Annotated in this window: 14 protein-coding genes and 3 pseudogenes; 8 read left to right on the forward strand and 9 right to left on the reverse strand. The window is 54.4% G+C overall.

Annotated elements, in window-relative coordinates:
• Nucleotides 1–271 precede the first annotated feature (271 nt).
• Nucleotides 272–2,034 (reverse strand): annotated as a pseudogene (locus tag K3T82_RS50785) (MOSC domain-containing protein).
• A gap of 626 nt (nucleotides 2,035–2,660) precedes the next feature.
• Here K3T82_RS50785 and K3T82_RS46110 point away from each other — a divergent pair.
• Entirely contained in the window at nucleotides 2,661–3,005 is a 345-nt protein-coding gene (locus K3T82_RS46110; protein WP_220200189.1) for an antibiotic biosynthesis monooxygenase family protein, read from the forward strand.
• 490 nt (nucleotides 3,006–3,495) lie between these two features.
• Nucleotides 3,496–4,293, forward strand: a complete 798-nt coding sequence (locus K3T82_RS46115) for an MBL fold metallo-hydrolase (protein ID WP_220200190.1) — start codon at nucleotides 3,496–3,498, stop codon at nucleotides 4,291–4,293.
• 135 nt (nucleotides 4,294–4,428) lie between these two features.
• On the opposite strand, the gene K3T82_RS46120 is transcribed toward K3T82_RS46115, so the two are convergent.
• The gene (locus tag K3T82_RS46120) at nucleotides 4,429–4,665 is read right to left on the reverse strand and encodes a potassium-transporting ATPase subunit KdpA (protein WP_220200191.1); all 237 of its coding nucleotides are present in this window, start codon (nucleotides 4,663–4,665) and stop codon (nucleotides 4,429–4,431) included.
• Between the two features lie 685 nt (nucleotides 4,666–5,350).
• Here K3T82_RS46120 and K3T82_RS46125 point away from each other — a divergent pair.
• Nucleotides 5,351–5,860, forward strand: a complete 510-nt coding sequence (locus K3T82_RS46125; RefSeq protein WP_220200192.1) for a transposase — start codon at nucleotides 5,351–5,353, stop codon at nucleotides 5,858–5,860.
• Nucleotides 5,861–5,959: 99 nt separating this feature from the next.
• Here K3T82_RS46125 and K3T82_RS46130 read toward each other — a convergent pair whose 3' ends face one another.
• The 4 genes and pseudogenes from K3T82_RS46130 to K3T82_RS46145 form a co-directional block, all read right to left on the reverse strand.
• A complete protein-coding gene (locus K3T82_RS46130) occupies nucleotides 5,960–6,121 on the reverse strand; it encodes a hypothetical protein (RefSeq protein WP_220200193.1) in 162 nt (53 codons plus the stop codon).
• A gap of 97 nt (nucleotides 6,122–6,218) precedes the next feature.
• Nucleotides 6,219–6,935: pseudogene (locus tag K3T82_RS46135) on the reverse strand (IS6 family transposase).
• A 53-nt stretch (nucleotides 6,936–6,988) separates the two neighbouring features.
• A pseudogene (locus K3T82_RS46140) lies at nucleotides 6,989–7,129 on the reverse strand (IS6 family transposase); the annotation flags it as partial.
• Between the two features lie 75 nt (nucleotides 7,130–7,204).
• On the reverse strand, nucleotides 7,205–8,935 hold the full coding sequence (locus tag K3T82_RS46145) for a helix-turn-helix domain-containing protein (protein WP_220200194.1): 1,731 nt from the start codon (nucleotides 8,933–8,935) through the stop codon (nucleotides 7,205–7,207).
• A 343-nt stretch (nucleotides 8,936–9,278) separates the two neighbouring features.
• On the opposite strand from K3T82_RS46145, the gene K3T82_RS46150 reads away from it, so the two are divergent.
• The 4 genes from K3T82_RS46150 to K3T82_RS46165 all read left to right on the forward strand — a co-directional run bounded on the left by K3T82_RS46150 (nucleotide 9,279) and on the right by K3T82_RS46165 (nucleotide 14,749).
• On the forward strand, nucleotides 9,279–10,124 hold the full coding sequence (locus tag K3T82_RS46150; RefSeq protein WP_220200195.1) for an alpha/beta fold hydrolase: 846 nt from the start codon (nucleotides 9,279–9,281) through the stop codon (nucleotides 10,122–10,124).
• A gap of 436 nt (nucleotides 10,125–10,560) precedes the next feature.
• A complete protein-coding gene (locus tag K3T82_RS46155; RefSeq protein WP_220200196.1) occupies nucleotides 10,561–12,093 on the forward strand; it encodes a linalool dehydratase/isomerase domain-containing protein in 1,533 nt (510 codons plus the stop codon).
• Nucleotides 12,094–12,326: 233 nt separating this feature from the next.
• A complete protein-coding gene (locus K3T82_RS46160) occupies nucleotides 12,327–13,394 on the forward strand; it encodes an alpha/beta fold hydrolase (RefSeq protein ID WP_220200197.1) in 1,068 nt (355 codons plus the stop codon).
• 392 nt (nucleotides 13,395–13,786) lie between these two features.
• Nucleotides 13,787–14,749 carry an alpha/beta hydrolase gene (locus tag K3T82_RS46165; RefSeq protein ID WP_220200198.1) on the forward strand — a complete coding sequence of 321 codons (963 nt, stop codon included), beginning with the start codon at nucleotides 13,787–13,789 and terminating at the stop codon, nucleotides 14,747–14,749.
• A 92-nt stretch (nucleotides 14,750–14,841) separates the two neighbouring features.
• Here K3T82_RS46165 and K3T82_RS46170 read toward each other — a convergent pair whose 3' ends face one another.
• From K3T82_RS46170 to K3T82_RS50790, 3 genes are all read right to left on the reverse strand, one after another.
• The gene (locus tag K3T82_RS46170) at nucleotides 14,842–15,333 is read right to left on the reverse strand and encodes a transposase (protein ID WP_220200199.1); all 492 of its coding nucleotides are present in this window, start codon (nucleotides 15,331–15,333) and stop codon (nucleotides 14,842–14,844) included.
• Nucleotides 15,266–15,565, reverse strand: a complete 300-nt coding sequence (locus K3T82_RS46175; protein WP_220200200.1) for a hypothetical protein — start codon at nucleotides 15,563–15,565, stop codon at nucleotides 15,266–15,268. The genes K3T82_RS46170 and K3T82_RS46175 overlap by 68 nt, the downstream gene beginning before the upstream one ends.
• Nucleotides 15,566–15,665: 100 nt before the next feature.
• The gene (locus K3T82_RS50790) at nucleotides 15,666–15,815 is read right to left on the reverse strand and encodes a hypothetical protein (RefSeq protein ID WP_420799427.1); all 150 of its coding nucleotides are present in this window, start codon (nucleotides 15,813–15,815) and stop codon (nucleotides 15,666–15,668) included.
• On the opposite strand from K3T82_RS50790, the gene K3T82_RS46180 reads away from it, so the two are divergent.
• Complete coding sequence (locus K3T82_RS46180; protein ID WP_220200201.1) at nucleotides 15,796–16,140, forward strand: hypothetical protein; 345 nt, start codon at nucleotides 15,796–15,798, stop codon at nucleotides 16,138–16,140. The genes K3T82_RS50790 and K3T82_RS46180 overlap by 20 nt on opposite strands.
• The last annotated feature ends 48 nt before the right edge of the window (nucleotides 16,141–16,188 follow it).

A 16,188-nucleotide genomic window follows, 5' to 3' on the forward strand; every position in this document is an offset into this window, starting at 1 on the left:
ACTGGCTGTGTGCGATTAGTGGCATCAACCTTTCCCAGCATATGCCAACAAAGCAGATCCTCGGAACAACGGATAGTGGGAAGCACCCCGCACCGCAACCCTAAACCCACAGTTAGGCAAGGAGTCCTTCGGCGCAGGATCTGGGCCCTTCGCCCCCCTCTCGTTTCCCAAGAGGGGGCAGGTATTGTGTGAGAATGAAGAGCTGGAAGCATGGGACAGACCTCTGGAACTCCTATGGCTTGAAGGGGGTAGATTGGTGATGGCGGCAGCATCACAGGTCAAGTATGACGTCATTACGAGGTTGAGAGCAACAAATTAACAGCATACCGTCAGCAGGTCGGTCAAGTGGTTCAGGTTGGTAGCTTATGCCGCCAGCAATCAATCCACTTTCACAGCTATGACAGACGCCCGTCCGACACGACCACCGCACTGGAACATCACAGGCCTCAGCGAGTTCAAGCAAGCTCTGAAACTTTGGGTCCCAGGGAACAGAGAGGCCACTTCGAGCAAAGGAGACCTGCGGACCCGTCCCAGGTGATCCGGCTGGTGGGTGTGGTAGCTGCTGGGATACGCCAACGAGGCCAGGTGTGCTGGCGGTGGCAGGTCCGAATAGTTCTGTATGTATCTGTGCTCTGGAAACACCCCAATCCATGAGTTCACGTGTGAGATCTTGCGAGAACGCGGCTGGGCCGCACAGATAAAAGTCTGCGTCATGTGGTGTGCCAATCCTCTTGAGCACAGTCATATTGAGATGCCCGATTGCGTCAAAGTCCAGCCCTGGTTTCTCTTGCGGAGTGGGTCTACTATAGAGGATATACCTATGCCCGTGGGGCAAGCGTTGCAGAAGGTGGCAAGTTTCCTTGGCAAAGGGATGTTCGTCTCGGTTTCGTGCTCCAAAGAGCCACCAGACGTCTCGTAACGTTCCTTCGGCGGTAAGACTATGGAGCATGGAGAGTACTGGAGTTGCTCCTACTCCGGCACTCAGCAGAACAATGGGACGGGTATCAGGCTGCAAGGTGAAGGAACCTCGCGGAGCACTCACTTCAAGCACATCGCCAACGTGCAACTGGGTATGCACATATGTACTTGCCACACCGCCTACCTCCTGCTTGACACTGACTCGATAATGATCGGTCGCGGGTGCGTCGGAGAGCGAGTAGTTGCGTAAGAGAGGTGGGGCGTCTGGTCCGGGCTTCAGGCGCAGGATGATAAACTGTCCAGGGAGAGCCGCTGCCAGGGGATGTTTGTCGACTGGTACCAGGACAAGAGAGCGCACGCTGTTACTCTCCCGTTTGATCGCTGATATTTGCATGGGACGGAAGCCTTGCCAAGCCGGAGGGGGCCCGCTTGAGGGGCAAGTCCGGAATTACTTCCTGTCGTCTCCCCACGTACTGCTTGCTCAAGCAGGGATTGGAAGGACATCTTCCATCCTGGACTTAAAGCAGGGATATGGAGTGCTCGCTCTAATTTTTCGCGGGGATGGTCGTTGAGATAGAGCATCCCATCAATGTCCGCAACGGTCATACGTTCAGGGCCAGCGGTAACTTTGATGATCTCATTACCAGCTTCGACTTCACCTTCTTGTAAGACGCGCAGATAAAAGCCGGGTCGGCGGTGAGCAACCAGTAGTGCTGGCATCTGGGGGTTGTTCATACGGATACTGACACGGTAGCAGGTCACACGTGGCTGTGTGACCTCAAAGAGAGCATCGCCAATCCGGTATTGGTCGCCAATACACACCTCCTCATCAGATAAGCCTTGGATGGTAAAATTCTCCCCAAATTGCCCGAAGACGAAGTCATTCCGATTGAGCTTCTGTTCCCAGTAGTGGTAGGACTCTATCTGGTAGACGAAGACTGCGCGTTGTTCTCCCCCGTGCCCAACCAGATCTCCTTGCTTATCGCCATCGATATTGAGCCGCCGGACCATGCGCCGACCCTGAACCGGCTCCTTCCAGATGGCAGTGCGTACCGTTTCTCCATGCCAGGCAATATCGCGAGGCATGCCAACGTTCACTGAGAGCAGTTGTGGCATAGAGGCTCCCTTTCTTCTCCTGTCCTCACTCCAAAGATCTTGCATAACTCATCCACCCCTTCCATCTTCCCAGGTAGCGTCCTCGCACTATTCTACAGCGTTCGCTATTTCAAAAACGTTACAAGCACTTCTCAGAGAATGCTTCATCTTTGTGAACGCCTCTAGATCAACGCTGGAAGGCCTGAAGCGATAAGATTAGGCCTTCTGAGATGAGCACCGCTGAAAGACTCTCCGACAGGAAGAAAAAAGAGACGCTCAGAACGCAGGCGGAGCCCGCGTATCGGGCTTTCAGAGCATTATCCCTCCACCCCCTGACGACAGAGCTTCTCAGCACATGCTTTTACAATACCGATTGGTATAGTATCCTCTTGACAACGATCCGTCAATGCTGCTATATTTATTTATACCATTTGGTACAATAAACGAGAAGGACTGCGGAGAGCGTCTATGACAAAGATAATCACAGGATAGGTGGCCCTGGTTGTCAGGCTCTTTGGAGCGGTTGACTAATCGCTGTCCCCTGAAATAACTAGTCAGGTGATGGCATTCCCAGTACATACTATGAAATTTAGCGCCCTGCTTCAGCCAAAGTGCGGGATGTATGAATAAAAAAGGAGAGAAGAACAATGATTGCAGCAATACTTGAAGTCTACGTGAAAGAGGAGCACAGGCAAGAGTATCTCGACATTGCAGCACAGCTACGGCCGTTGCTTGACGATATCGATGGGTTTATCTCTGTCGAACGCTTTGAGAGCCTTTATACGCCAGGGAAACTTATCTCGCTCTCCTTCTGGCGAGATGAGGAGGCAATCGCAGCATGGCAGCAAGTGCGGGAGCATCATATCGCACAGGCCAAGGGCCGAGCGACCATTTTCGAAGATTATAGGATGAAGATTGCCGGAGTGATATGGGATTACGGCAAGCGAGATCGGGCACAAGCTCCACAGAACAGACAGGCTTCCCATCAGTAGCCTGACAACCAGCAACCAGATGTGACATCTAGTTGTTGGCTGTCAGCACATTTCTGCGCCATTTGTTCAATGCACTGACGCAGTTCTACTGGCTAAGTGCCCGAGGGTCAATCAACCAATAATCGTACTCCTCGGGCCACAGGTGCAAACGCAATACGTCCATTTCTTTCTCTGCAGGATACAAGGTTCCAGATGAAGTTCGCGACAACGAAGGTGAGAAATAACATCGCGAACAAACTTGAATATGTAGCTTCAAAACAAGACGGCACCATTCAAAAAGCAAGGTGTCTCTCCAGATCAGATAATCTATCAAACAGCCAAGCACGTTCTGGTCAGCAAGAGATTTTGTAGCTCGCCAGGTTGCCTATTCCTCTTAAAACGAAGAGCAGCAACGCTTAATCAGCGATGCAAACACATCACACAGCCAGTGCTTGACCAGACAGATTATAAAGAACATAGGTAGTTCACCTTTCAGAAACGAAAGCACATCATGCCACAGACACCAGCCCTCACAGTACAGGTTACTCATATTGGTGGCCCAACGATTCTCCTTGAAATCGACGGAGTACGCCTACTCACTGATCCAACCTTTGATCCAGCTGGATCGCACTATGCCAGTAACCCGGCCCCTCGTGTCAAAACCGCGAACCCAGCAATCTCTGTTATGCAGCTTGGACCAGTAGATGCTATTCTCCTCAGTCATGATCAGCATTTTGATAATCTGGATCGTGCCGGTCGGGCGTACCTCTCGCAAGCTGATCAGATTCTCACGACGCCAGCTGGAGCACAGAATCTGGGGAATCGGGCACATGGCATGGAGACCTGGAAAACAGCCAACCTCGTCGGTGCCAATGGCCTGCCTATCTATATTACAGCGATGCCCGCACGTCATGGGCCCGCTGCACTCAAAGCGGTCATTGGCGATGTCACAGGGTGGATGCTTGAGTGGGAAGGGCAGCAGCATGGAACACTCTACATTTCAGGAGATACAGTCTTTTATGAAGATATCGTAGAGATAGGCCAGCGTTATCACGTTAGCACGGCATTTCTCCACTTTGGAGCTTCTCATGTTGATGCCTTTGGTCCAGATCCTCTATCGCTCACAGGGCAAGCAGGCATTGAATGTGCAAACCTTTTTGAGAAGGCGACTATCATTCCCATCCATTATGAAGGATGGTCCCACTTAACTGAGGGTCGTTCCGAAATTGAGCAAGCATTTGCCGCAGCGGGATTAACGCAACGGTTATCCTTCCTTCCTTTGGGCAAAACTGTTGTTCTCAATGTATGACTACTCCCCATCTGATGTGTGTTTGAGATGCTGTTCAACGAATCAACCTGGAAAACTTGGTCCAGATGGAAACCAGTTCATGCCTCTGCCTCCCATCTTGGAGCGAGGCACACACCGTTTATCACGTTTCATCCATTAGCCCATACGAAACGGCTCGACAATGGGGCCAAGAGCGAGAACCGCAACAGATGCCAGCCCAACAACAATCAGCATGGTAAAGATGATCACTATTCCCAAAAGGACGGAATCGGTTTGCAGCTTTCCCGGCGTCATGGGCCGGCGACTCTGTCTGCTCAACTTTCCAGCGTGCAGCAGTCCAGTGGAACCAGATACTGCTTGCCTATTATTGCGGAAACAAGATAATCTGATCATTTTCTTCTCAATGCAATATGTCAATGCAGGTAAGATGAAGTATATTGCGGCATCATCTTACCTTTATGCTCCCTACTGAGTCATACCTATCCAGCACAATCTCGTGCGAAGCCCTGAGCATTCATGCTTCCATTGTCCTAATATCTTCCAACTCTAAAAGGGAAGATGCTTATGCTTCCTAATACTGTTTTGCAGGTGCAATGAGAGAACAGCATCTGATTGACATCTCCCCATGGCTCAAGCCAGGGGATTCTCACCCTCGCGAGTGAGCTTTCCTGCTTCGTTGGAGGTTGCCGCCAGAGTGACACGTCACTCTCTTGGTCTTACACCGCCTCCACAGGCCTCACTTTCCCTGAGCCCCAGGGGAGTTTCTCAATATTGCAAGTGGGAACGTGGTTCTTGTCCCCGTTCATCAACTCACATGGTTCTCGTGAGTTGGCAATGGAAAGAGAGTGGACATTGGTGAGACACGCTCGTGCTTTTCCCCACGGGAGCGATGTACCGTGGAACGCCCAAACACTCTTCCGTTTTCAATGGACTACTCATCTCTTCTCATTGAGATCTTCAAAACCGGAAAGGAGAGCGCCATTCATCCCCATGTCTGAAGAACAGGGGTCTTCTGGCGCGCTTAGATAAAAGGAGGCGCCAGATATACCATCTTGACCTTGCTCGCCAAGCATCGCGCTTGCGCAACGCTGTCCAGGAGATTGGCTATGCTACCTGTGGCAAGGGAGGCGAGCGTCTCTCTATGAAGCTTGGTATGCTGGTATCTGATGCCACCCTGCTTTGGTCCTTGTATTTAGTTCCACTTCCGCCAATTGGTCAGATTGAAGTTCTAGGCATTGACGATTGGAGTTATCGACGTGGAAAACGCTATGGGAGTATCCTGGTTGATCTGCGGACTCATAAAATCGTTGACCTGTTGCCTGAGTGCAGCGTCAAATCTGTCGTGGCTTGGCTCGAGGAACATCCCGAAATCGAGATTATGAGTCGAGATCAAGGCAGCACCTACGTGGATGGAGCGGCCCAGGGAGCTCCTCTCGCAATTCAGGTGTGTGACCACTGGTACCTGCTCAAAAACTTGGGAGAGGCTGTCGAAACGTTTCTCACCCGAACCCACGTTCGTCTCCTGACAAGGCAAGCATTACACCGTTACATGAGCAACGCGAAGCAGCGAGGGAGTCAAGTCGCGTGATATGAGCTGTGCGGGGAGCTGCGGACACTCCACACGCACCTCCTTCGTAGGGAGATGTATGTATACGCATCCGCTGCTCGGCCACGTTCAGTCAGGGCGTCAACCCAGAAGCTCCGCGAGGATCCTTGAGGCCGCTTCGACGTAGAACTCGGGGTCGATGACGGCCATCGTCATCAGGCCATAGGGCTCGACGCTCGGTCGATGCTTCTGGAGAATGGGCATGAGGGCGTCGGAGTCGAGTTTGATCCCCTCCGTCTTCATGGTGGTATTGTCAAGTTATCGACTGGAGAAGAGAGGAACTGTGAGAAAAAGCTTGTCAGGAGAAATATGGGAGGTGAGAACTGGAAAAAGAGGCCCGTTAAGCCACCACCTTCTCGATGGTAATCTCATACCACGTCTGAAATCGTTTCTGCATGAAGGCACGATAGTCTGAAGCATTGAGGCGATGCCTTTTGGGTCGAAAATGCTCAGAGATGGGTCCAAAGGCCGAGAGGAACCGTTGGGCGTGACCAGGGGATTTGAAACAGCGCATGGTTCGCTCTCGTTGTCGGGTAGGTTGATGGGAGTTTTCAGCCCGATTGTTCAAGCTTTTGTGTTGGCGGTGTTCCACACCTGGCAGGATCTCTTTCTTTGCTGCGCTCTAGCTTGCCAGTGTATCGGTAATGATGACCCGTGGGACGTATTCAAGCCCTTTGAGCAGCTTGCGAAAGAAGCGTTTGGCCGCTTTCTTATCACGTCTGCTTTGAACCAGGATATCAAGCACGGTGCCATCCTGATCAACTGCGCGCCAGAGGTCGCTCCGATTCCCACTGATGGTGAGAAAGACCTCATCAAGGTGCCACTTGTCCCCCGGCCGAGATCGCTGACATTTCAGTGTATTGGCGTAGGTTTGACCAAATTTCCGACACCATTGCCGAATCGTTTCAGAGGTCAGCATGATGCCGCGCTCTGCCATAATCTCCTCGACATCACGAAAGCTCAAAGAGAAGCGAAAATACAGCCACACGCAGTGGCTGATAAGAATGGGCGGAAAGCGATATCCTTTGCATTGAGAAGCAGTGACATGCGTTTTCATACCGCTGAGTATGCCAGACGTTTCCCTTGACTGCAATCAATTCTTGCTAACTTGACAGTACTGTGCAGACCTCGTTCTTGCATGATCTCTTCCAGATCTCGATAGCTGAGCGTATAGCGAAGGTACCAGCGGACGCAGAGGAGAATGATCTCAGCTTCGAAGTGACGCCAGTTAAATGGAGCTTGTGTTGTCATCAATTTCTTTTCTCATCTTTTGTTTTATCATATCTGATGAGTTTTATTTTTGCAACACAACCCAAGGGTGGTATCCTACATCTCAACCCCTTGAAGAGAGGCGCCTCGCAAGGAGAGCTGTGAGAGATCCAGACCACACAAGTGTCCGCGCAACTCTCGGAGCAGCGCAAGCAGATTCGCTGGTCCATACCCCTGAGCCTCGTCAGCCCAAGAGCGAAGCTCGTCGAGGAGAGCAAGGAGGTGTTCCTCTAGCGCGGTTCGCCTCGGATAGGAGCGGCGCAGACTAGCCAGAATGGGGATCACCAGGAGGCGCTGTTGGGTCTGCCGCACATCTTCCTGGGAGGAAGCCAGTTCCAAACTATGCTCGACCAGACGCGAATATCGGCCTTGTTTGATCTCGTCGGTCACCTCCACAATAAGCCGTGCCGTCACATATTCCATCACGGCCGATTGCAACGTGAAGATCCCCGGTCGCAGGCCTAGCTCAATAAGAGCACGGCTGTGCAAGCTCTCGATGGCTTCCAGCACAGAAGTGCGTGGCAGGGACGCGCCGAGCACAGCCAGCAACTCCTGTAGGTTTGCCGGTTCGCGCAGGATCGCCAACCACAACAGCACACTCTGTTCGACCACTGAAAGGCGGGCGTACTGCTCATCGAGCAGCGCCCGCACCCCGCCAAAGACGACCTCCCCTTGTTCCAGGAACGGGACGATCTGGCCCTCGAAGAGTTCTACGATGGTCCGCGCGACGATTTTGAGCGCCAGGGGATTGCCCGCATACGCTTCGATGAGCCGCATTTGCTCTGACGTGCTGCCTGCCACTCCCTTTTCGACCAACAACTGGTAGCACGCCTTGGCCTCCAGCCGGGCCAGGCGCAAGGCCCGTACAGCAGATCGGTTGCCTTCCAGCGGCACCAATTCGCTCGGTTTCTCCCGGCTGGTCAGCAACAGGCAGCTCTGATGCTCGGTTTCCGCTACCCGGCGCAGCACCTGGAAGAATCCCTCATACCCTGCACGTATGCGGCCGCAGTCCTGCCCTTCCTCTAAGAACGACTCCAGGTTGTCATAGACCAGCAGGACACGCCTGTTGCGCAAGCATTCCAACAGGAGATCCTGGCGTCTTTCGAGGCTCGCAGAGGTGCCGAAGAGTGCCTGGGGAGCAAGGACCTGCAGACAGTTATCGAGCAGCGCTTCGCAGGTCGGGACATCGCGCAGGGAACGCCAGATTACCACTTCGAAGCACTCGGCCCCCTGATGCATCACCTTCGTTGCCAAGGCCGACTTGCCAATGCCCCCCTGGCCCAGCACACTGACGACTCGACAGCGTTCTTGAAGAATCCACGTAGAGAGCAGATCCAGTTCCCGCTCGCGTCCATAGAAGCTCGCCACATCTGGCGCGTCGCTCCAATCAACACGTGGTCCACTCCTGAAAGGAGAAGCGAACGCATGGGCCGTAACACCAGTCTCCTCCGCGGGCTGGGGTGCAGGGGAAGCCAGTGTGTGGGAGAGCAGCCCACCAAGCCATCCATCATCCAGGAGAACCTTCTGGCGGGCCATTTGCCAGAGCGTACGAGCCTCCTCTGCCTCACACCCGACAGGCCAGGCCTGGCGCTCTACGGCCAGAGCCACGAAGCGTTTGAGGTGATCGACACTTGGATAGCTGAGACCTCCCTCCCAATCGGTCACGGAGCGACGCCTGACGCCAAGTCGGCCAGCTACTTCGGTTTGTGTCAATCCAAGCCTGGTGCGCAAGGTCAGCATGACCTGGCCAAAGGCGTAGTCTCGCTCGCGGTACGAGTATCTCTTCATGGCCCTTCTCCTTTCGTCTCCTTCTCATAAATGCCGCGATGTGAAGGAATGTGTGGTGTGAAAGTGAGGCGATGTCCAGTGACATACGAGTACGTTACTTAGTATACTCCAAAGCAAGCGAACAGTCTATTAGCGCCCTTCCACAACGATCGAGCTGCGCAAGGACGAGAGGATGAAAGGAACGTTATTTCACTGCAGACATGATGTATATTGTCTGTCATTCGTCATCGAGGAACCAGATCCATGACCATAAGCCGCATGTTGGCACGTGACCGGAAAAGCAAGGCTTAATGCCCTGGTGGGTTGTGTTGCCAGAATGACGTAGACAAAAGGAGAATCATGTATGACACTCCAAACCTACGAAACTACACCAACCCGCTTCGTTGAAGCGAACGGCATCCGCTATGCCTATCGAAGCTTGGGGAAGGAATCCGGCACCTCGCTGGTATTCCTGATACACTTCCGGGGCACGTTGGACAACTGGGACCCAGCTGTCGTCAACGGCCTGGCCAAAGACCGACCTGTCGTCCTCTTCGACAATGCCGGGGTTGCTCGCTCAGGTGGCCAAACGCCCGACAATGTTGCCCAGATGGCCCGCCACGCCCTGGCGGTTATCCAGGCGCTTGGGCTGAGACAGGTTGACCTGCTTGGCTTCTCTCTGGGCGGCTTTGTAGCCCAGCAGGTAACGTTAGACCGTCCTGACCTGGTTCGCCGTGTAATCCTGGCAGGAACTGGCCCGCAGGGCGGCGAGGGGTTTGCCCCATTCTCGCCGGAGGTCCAGGCGATTACCGAGCAGGAACAGTCCAAGCCGGAGAATGCTCTCTTTCTCTTTTTCTCCCCGACGCAAACAAGCCAGGCGGCAGGCCGGGCCTTTTTGGAACGGCTCGGGGCACGCAAAGAGGATCGCGAGCCGCCAAGCAGCGTCCAGGTCAGGGATGCCCAACTCGCCGCGATCCAAGCATGGGGCACACCGCAAGGTGAGCGCTACGCACGTCTGCGGGAGATCAAACAACCTGTTCTCGTTGTGAATGGCAACCAGGACATCATGATTCCAACAATCAACTCCTACATCCTTGCACAGCACTTGCCAAACGCTCAACTCATCCTGTACCCGGACTCAGGTCATGGCTCCCTGTTCCAATATCCAAATTTATTCGTCGAGCACGCCTCTCTGTTTCTTCACGGCTGAAGTGCTTGCGGGACGGACCGCACCATGCCGACCGTCTTGCCAGCATGGTGCGGTCCAGACCACGCTCGATATGGAGGTGCGCTGTATGCGGGTTCGGAATCTGTCACAAAGTCGATTTGTTCCTCTTTGAAAACGAATCTGGGGATGGACGACGGTGATGTATGATCTGCCGTCTTCATTGATGACCATAGAACAAAATCCTGTCCTCAGAGATGCGGTGCGTGTACTCGACCGCGAGTTACGGGCTTTGGTGAGCCGCGTAGTTGTGGTAGAACTGGATCGGACACTGAAGCAAATGGACCATCAAAACTGAAAAACGCCTCACCGTGGAAGCGTTTCGTGAACGCTTCCACGGGAGCGTCATCTCTTCAGTTTTAAGGAACAGGCGGTCTTTCCGCACGTCTGGTATGGAGACAACGAAAGAGGAGGAGGCTTTATGGAAACCGTTAACAAATACCCAATGCTCTCCGAGCGCACACGTGGATGGCTCAAATACCTGCACCGCAAGGTCAACACCCCCGACAATTGGGACCGAGGGGGGCATCCCTCGCCGATGTGGGATGATAAATCCACTCCGCCGACGCTGTGTTTTGCCCGCTTCGATCTTATCGACTCCAGCTATGCGCTGGCGCTGATGGCCGATACGACACCCGCGTGGCGCGAGGTGTATGGCTCCATCCTCGACCAGTTGCTCCAACGTTATGGGACCTACTGGGGAGCCATCGACTGGCAGACGCAAATTGATGACGATCCGCTGCGCGGCGCCTATCCCGAGTCCTGGAACCGCATCTACATCCCACCCGATCGGGTGGGTCGCTACAATGTAGCTGGCTGGACCGCCAATGGCATCGAACCGTGGGGACTGCAGATGGACCCGATTGGGGCCGATGGCAACCTCTTCTACAAAGGGTTTTTCAATCTGCTCCTGGGACTGTACCGCTACGTGAGCGGGGATAAAAAATGGAACAGGCCTTTCACCATCATTGGTGATGGAGCAAACACCTTCACCTACAGCCACAGCAGCATTAATCACCTTCTCACGCGGCAGTTGGCCGCTCGTCGTGAGGGATGCCACTGCGAGAACACGAAGATCTGGCCTTATTGCATGGTTCCCGCGGGCCTTGGTTTGAAACTCCACGATGTGCTCTACCAGACGCAGACTCACTGGGTCTTCGACCGCTGGTGGCGGTACGCCAAGGAACACTATGTGCGGCTCTCCGATGCGGGACGGCTTGAATGGGCTGCCTATTACTATGACCCAATCATTGACTATCTGTGCGACGGCGGTTTGGCGGCGGCTGCCTCTCTGGTGTTCTACCTCTCACCACAGCACTACCATGACGCCCTGCACCTTTATGAACAATGGGCCGACGATACAACTTGTCCCCCTGTGTCCCAAGACCCCGATCCGGCAAGAAAGAAGGCGCTGCTCGTTGATCCTCGCAGCTTTGCTGTGTGCCTTTTGTGGGCACGTGAAATGGGGGACGCTGCACGTTACCATGTTCTGCACGCCCTTGCCGAGCAGATCTGTGAACCAACGTGGAACCGAGAGCGTGGCGAGTTCTATTACCGCTTTGGGCTCTCCGAGCCGTATCCGCGTGGGCAGGCCAATGCCGTCATCATGGCTGCTGAGGCGGGTGGCAAGCAGGCGTGGTGGCGGATTTTTAACGAGCCAAACTTGCGCAAGTTCGACCAACCGACCGTGTCCGGTGTCGACTTCCCCCGACTGGGGATTTCTCAAGCCATCTGCGATGAGGAAAAAGAGATCCTAGCAGTGTCGACCTATGCCGCCGACCCCTGGATGTCTGGCACCTCGACGACCTTCGTGGTGGATCACCTGCGCGAGCCAGCACAGGCTCGCGTTCTTCGTGATGGGAATGTCTACGAGGGATGGCGGGTCAGCAGGGAAGACCAGATAGAGATCAAGGCGGAGGTGCAAGACCATTCGTATCTCGTCATGCATGTATGAGGGGCAAGAGTGCGAAGCTGGACGGACGGTTGGGAGGCGATCTTATAGGTTCAATCTCCTCGTTCTTGGGTTGCACTATCACACGCATTTGACGGCATTATTCGAGCAGCCTGTAGAAGAAGAAGTGATAAAGAGTGTAGCTATTCCCATACCGCTCGTGCCATCAAGCAAATAGGTTGAATACCATGGTCATTACTTCTCTTGTTGAGAGGTGAGGAAAGGAAGAACCCATTATGACACAGCAAGATGAGAACAGAATCTCCGAGAGAGCCGATCTGTCCATCACCGAACACACAGTCAAGACCGAGAGACATACCACCTTCTATCTGGCAGCGGGTCCGGAAAATGGTCCACTCATCATCTTCGTGCATGGCTGGCCTGAGTTATCGGCAAGCTGGCGGCATCAACTGCCTACACTAGCAGCGCTGGGGTTTCGCGCCATCGCGCCAGACATGCGCGGGTATGGGCGTTCCTCTGTGTACTCCCAGCCCGCTGATTATGCCCAAGAGCACATCGTTGGTGACATGCTCGAACTACTGGACGCTCTGGGCAGAGAGAAGGCTGTCTGGGTCGGTCATGACTGGGGGAGCCCAGTTGTGTGGAACCTTGCCAGTCATCATCCCGATCGCTGTTATGCCGTGGCCAGTTTATGTGTGCCTTACTACACGCTTGAACGTGGATTGGACCAGTTGCTGGCCCTGGTCAATCGCGAGGTGTATCCAGAAAACGAGTTTCCTGCAGGTCAGTGGGATTACATGCTGTACTATGAAGAGAATGTGGCTGAAGCTATTGCGCCCATGGATGCCAACGTCTTCCGATTTGTGAAGCTGCTGTTTCGCAAGGGGGATCCAACTGGGGAGGGAAAGCCAGCACCTACTGCGACGGCCCGTCGGAGTCACGGCATCCATGGGATGAGTACGATCCCCGACCTGCCACGAGACACTGACGTGCTGACAGAGGAAGCCCTGAGCATCTATGTCTCCGCCTTGGAGCGCAACGGATTTTATGCGCCAGCCTGCTGGTATCTGAATCATGGCGTCAACGCTGAGTACGCTATGACAGCCCAGAATGGTGGTTATCTCGAAATGCCTGTCTTATTCCTCAACGCGCGGTATGACTACATATGCGAGTGCACCCATTCGCGATTGGCCGAGCCTATGCATACCTACTGTCGCCAACTCACAGAAGAGACGATTCGCTCAGGCCATTGGATGGCGCAAGAGAAGCCGATTGAAGTGAACGCAGCTTTGGTGAAGTGGCTGGCGACCAGAGTCCCTGAGGTATGGCCACAGCAGAAGTGAGGCCAAATGCTTCGGTGAGCATCGCAATAGATTCCCAGGCTCGCAGATTAGGGGGAACGCGCGCAACGCTGAGGAACAATTCTAGATCTGCGTCAAAACGTATGTACGATTGCTCGAGGTGCATGCGCATCAAGGATGATGAGCAGCCAGTTGCTGTCAGCCAGCTCAAGTGAAGGGAGAACTGCGATGTGAAGGAATATGAGGTGTGAAAGTGAAGCGATGTCCAGTGACGCGCAAGTACGCTGCTTAGTATACTCCAAAGCAAGTAAACAGCTCTATCGGTGTCCTTCCGCAACGATCGTGCTGTGTAAGAACAAGAGGATGGAAGGAGCGTTGTTTCACTGAAGAAACGATGTGTATTGTCTGTCATTCGTCATTGAGGAGCCAGGCCCATGACCAATCGGATTGAGCTTGAACCCGAGGCGCAAGCCTTCACAGAAGCGGCTGCCAGGTCACCTTTGCCTTGTACTCTTGGCCCCCAACAGGGGCGGCTCGCCCTCGATGAGGCGCAATCTGGCAAGATTCGCAAGCCTTATGTCTATATGAAAGACCTGATCATTACAGCCGATCCAAGAGAGCAGGTAGCACTTCGCATCCTGCGGCCCCAGAACGCGCAGACACCGCTGCCAGTCATCGTGTATTTCCATGGTGCCGGCTGGGTCTTCGGCAGTCTGCAGACACATGATCGCTTGGTACGCGAACTCGCCGTCGGAGTAGGGGCCGCGGTCGTGTTCCCGGTGTATCAACGCAGCCCGGAGGTCCGCTACCCAACGGCCCTTGAGGAATGCTATATGGTGGCACAGTGGGTCGAGAGATTCGGGCAAGAACATGGCCTGGATGCTGGGCGTCTCGCTGTGGCTGGCGACAGCGTTGGGGGCAACATAGCAACGGTGATCACGAGGCTCGCCAGGGAGCGTGGGGGGCCAGCCATTCGGCTCCAACTGCTGTTCTACCCGGTGACCGATGCGGCCTTCGATACAGCGTCCTACCGCCAATTTGCCGAGGGGTACTCCTTGCGGCGCGACACCATGATATGGTTCTGGGATCAGTATACGCGCCATCCTGGCGAGCGCAACGAGATCACGGCCTCGCCGCTTCGAGCCAGCGTTGAGGAATTGCAAGGACTTCCCCCGGCGCTCATCATCACTGCCGAGGCCGACGTGGTGCGCGATGAGGGGGAAGCCTATGCCAACAAGCTGCGACAGGCAGGGGTGCGTGTCACGGCTGCTCGCTTCCAGGGGACCATCCACGACTTCGTGATGTTGAACGCCCTGGCTCAGACCGCGGCCACGCGGGGGGCAATTGCTCTTGCAACTGCTTGGCTACGTGAGGGGTTCTCGATTCAGCTCATCTAGGAGCTTTGCGCTCCAAACACCCGTATGGAGATATCACACCTCGTCACATGAGTAGGGGTCTTCCGTAGAGTTGATACCACTGGCGAATCCCTTTAAGCCAAGTCGTAGAGGCGAACAAAAGCGGAACGGCGAGTCTGAGCACGAGGCAGACCCTCAAACCATGCCATACTACGCACGATATTGAGAGCAACAGCTGTGGCGACGTGTTGCAAATGAGTCTTTTCCTCTCCAATAGAGCGGGAACGACGCAAACCCATCATGCGAACTCCTTGAGAATTTGTCCCTTCAACTCCGGCTCGCTTGGCGTAGATCTGGGCAAATTCCTTGGTCTGCTCCTGCTTTCGCCTCTGCATCAAGGCAACATATTGTTCCTGCGGACGGATCGTCACTGTCCTGCGTGTATGGCAACTTGAGTGTGTGCAGAGAGAGCGAGACGGGCATGCCTGGCAATCGGTGGTCGAGAACTTGATTTTGATGACCTCGTTGGTCCGGTTGTCAATAGCTGGCGCCCAACTACTACTTGTGCGACCCTGCCGTCCATGTCGCCTGTTGCCGTTCCCAATCGATGAGAAAGTGATCAACATCGAACCCCGTGTGTTGAGTGGCTTGCCAATGAGAGTTCTTGCGAGTCGGACCTACCAACTCAAGTTGATAGTCGCGCTGACTCTCGACGAGGAATTTCGCATCCACATAGCCAGTATCCACAATATGCTCGGCTGGCAATAATGCTTTGCGGTCCAGCTTGGCATGAATGGTTGCCGTCATCGCATCATCAGAGACGGGAGCCGAGGTGGTTTCGACATGGGTGATGAGCAAGGGCAGATGAGGTTCGCAGCTCTCGATGAGATGCACTTTGTAGGATAGGAAGCCGACGAGTTGCCGTTCTTAGTACTTTTCCGACTTCCCTCCTCCGAGCCTAGCATGCGCCCTTTCGATGCACTAGGCTCTCCAGTATCGTCATATGATGTTCATGAGCTTGATAGCTGTGTTTCACCGGAAATCCATGCTGGATATCCTTGTGACACGTTCGGCAAAGAACCAGTGTTTTGCGACGTCGAGCGGCCATGATTTTCACCCAGAGAGGCTTCTCACGGCCTCGACGCCCCGTGACCGCGCTCCTGGGATCGACGGAAGACGCAAAGCGTGCCCTGGCTCACTTTGAAGCCCAGTTGCCTGAACTCCATACGCACTTGAGCAATGCCGCAGGCTGGTTTGAGGTCTTCTTTGTCCCTAAACGAAGCGTCACACCCGAACTCCATGCCTTCCTCAAAGCCCTGGCAAGCCTGCGCGAACGGGGGCAGCCCATCCCTGACGGCCTAGCCCAGGCACTCCCTCTCAAGGTCGTCTCCCTCCTGCAGGGGACGACCTCCCGCGCCAGTACCACAAGGTGATCTTCCATACTGTCAAGTTGGGACCCTACGTCCGCTATCGCTGGCGCG

It is taken from the genome of Ktedonospora formicarum, from assembly GCF_016587355.1.
GTDB classification, from domain to species: Bacteria; Chloroflexota; Ktedonobacteria; order Ktedonobacterales; family Ktedonobacteraceae; genus Ktedonobacter; species Ktedonobacter formicarum.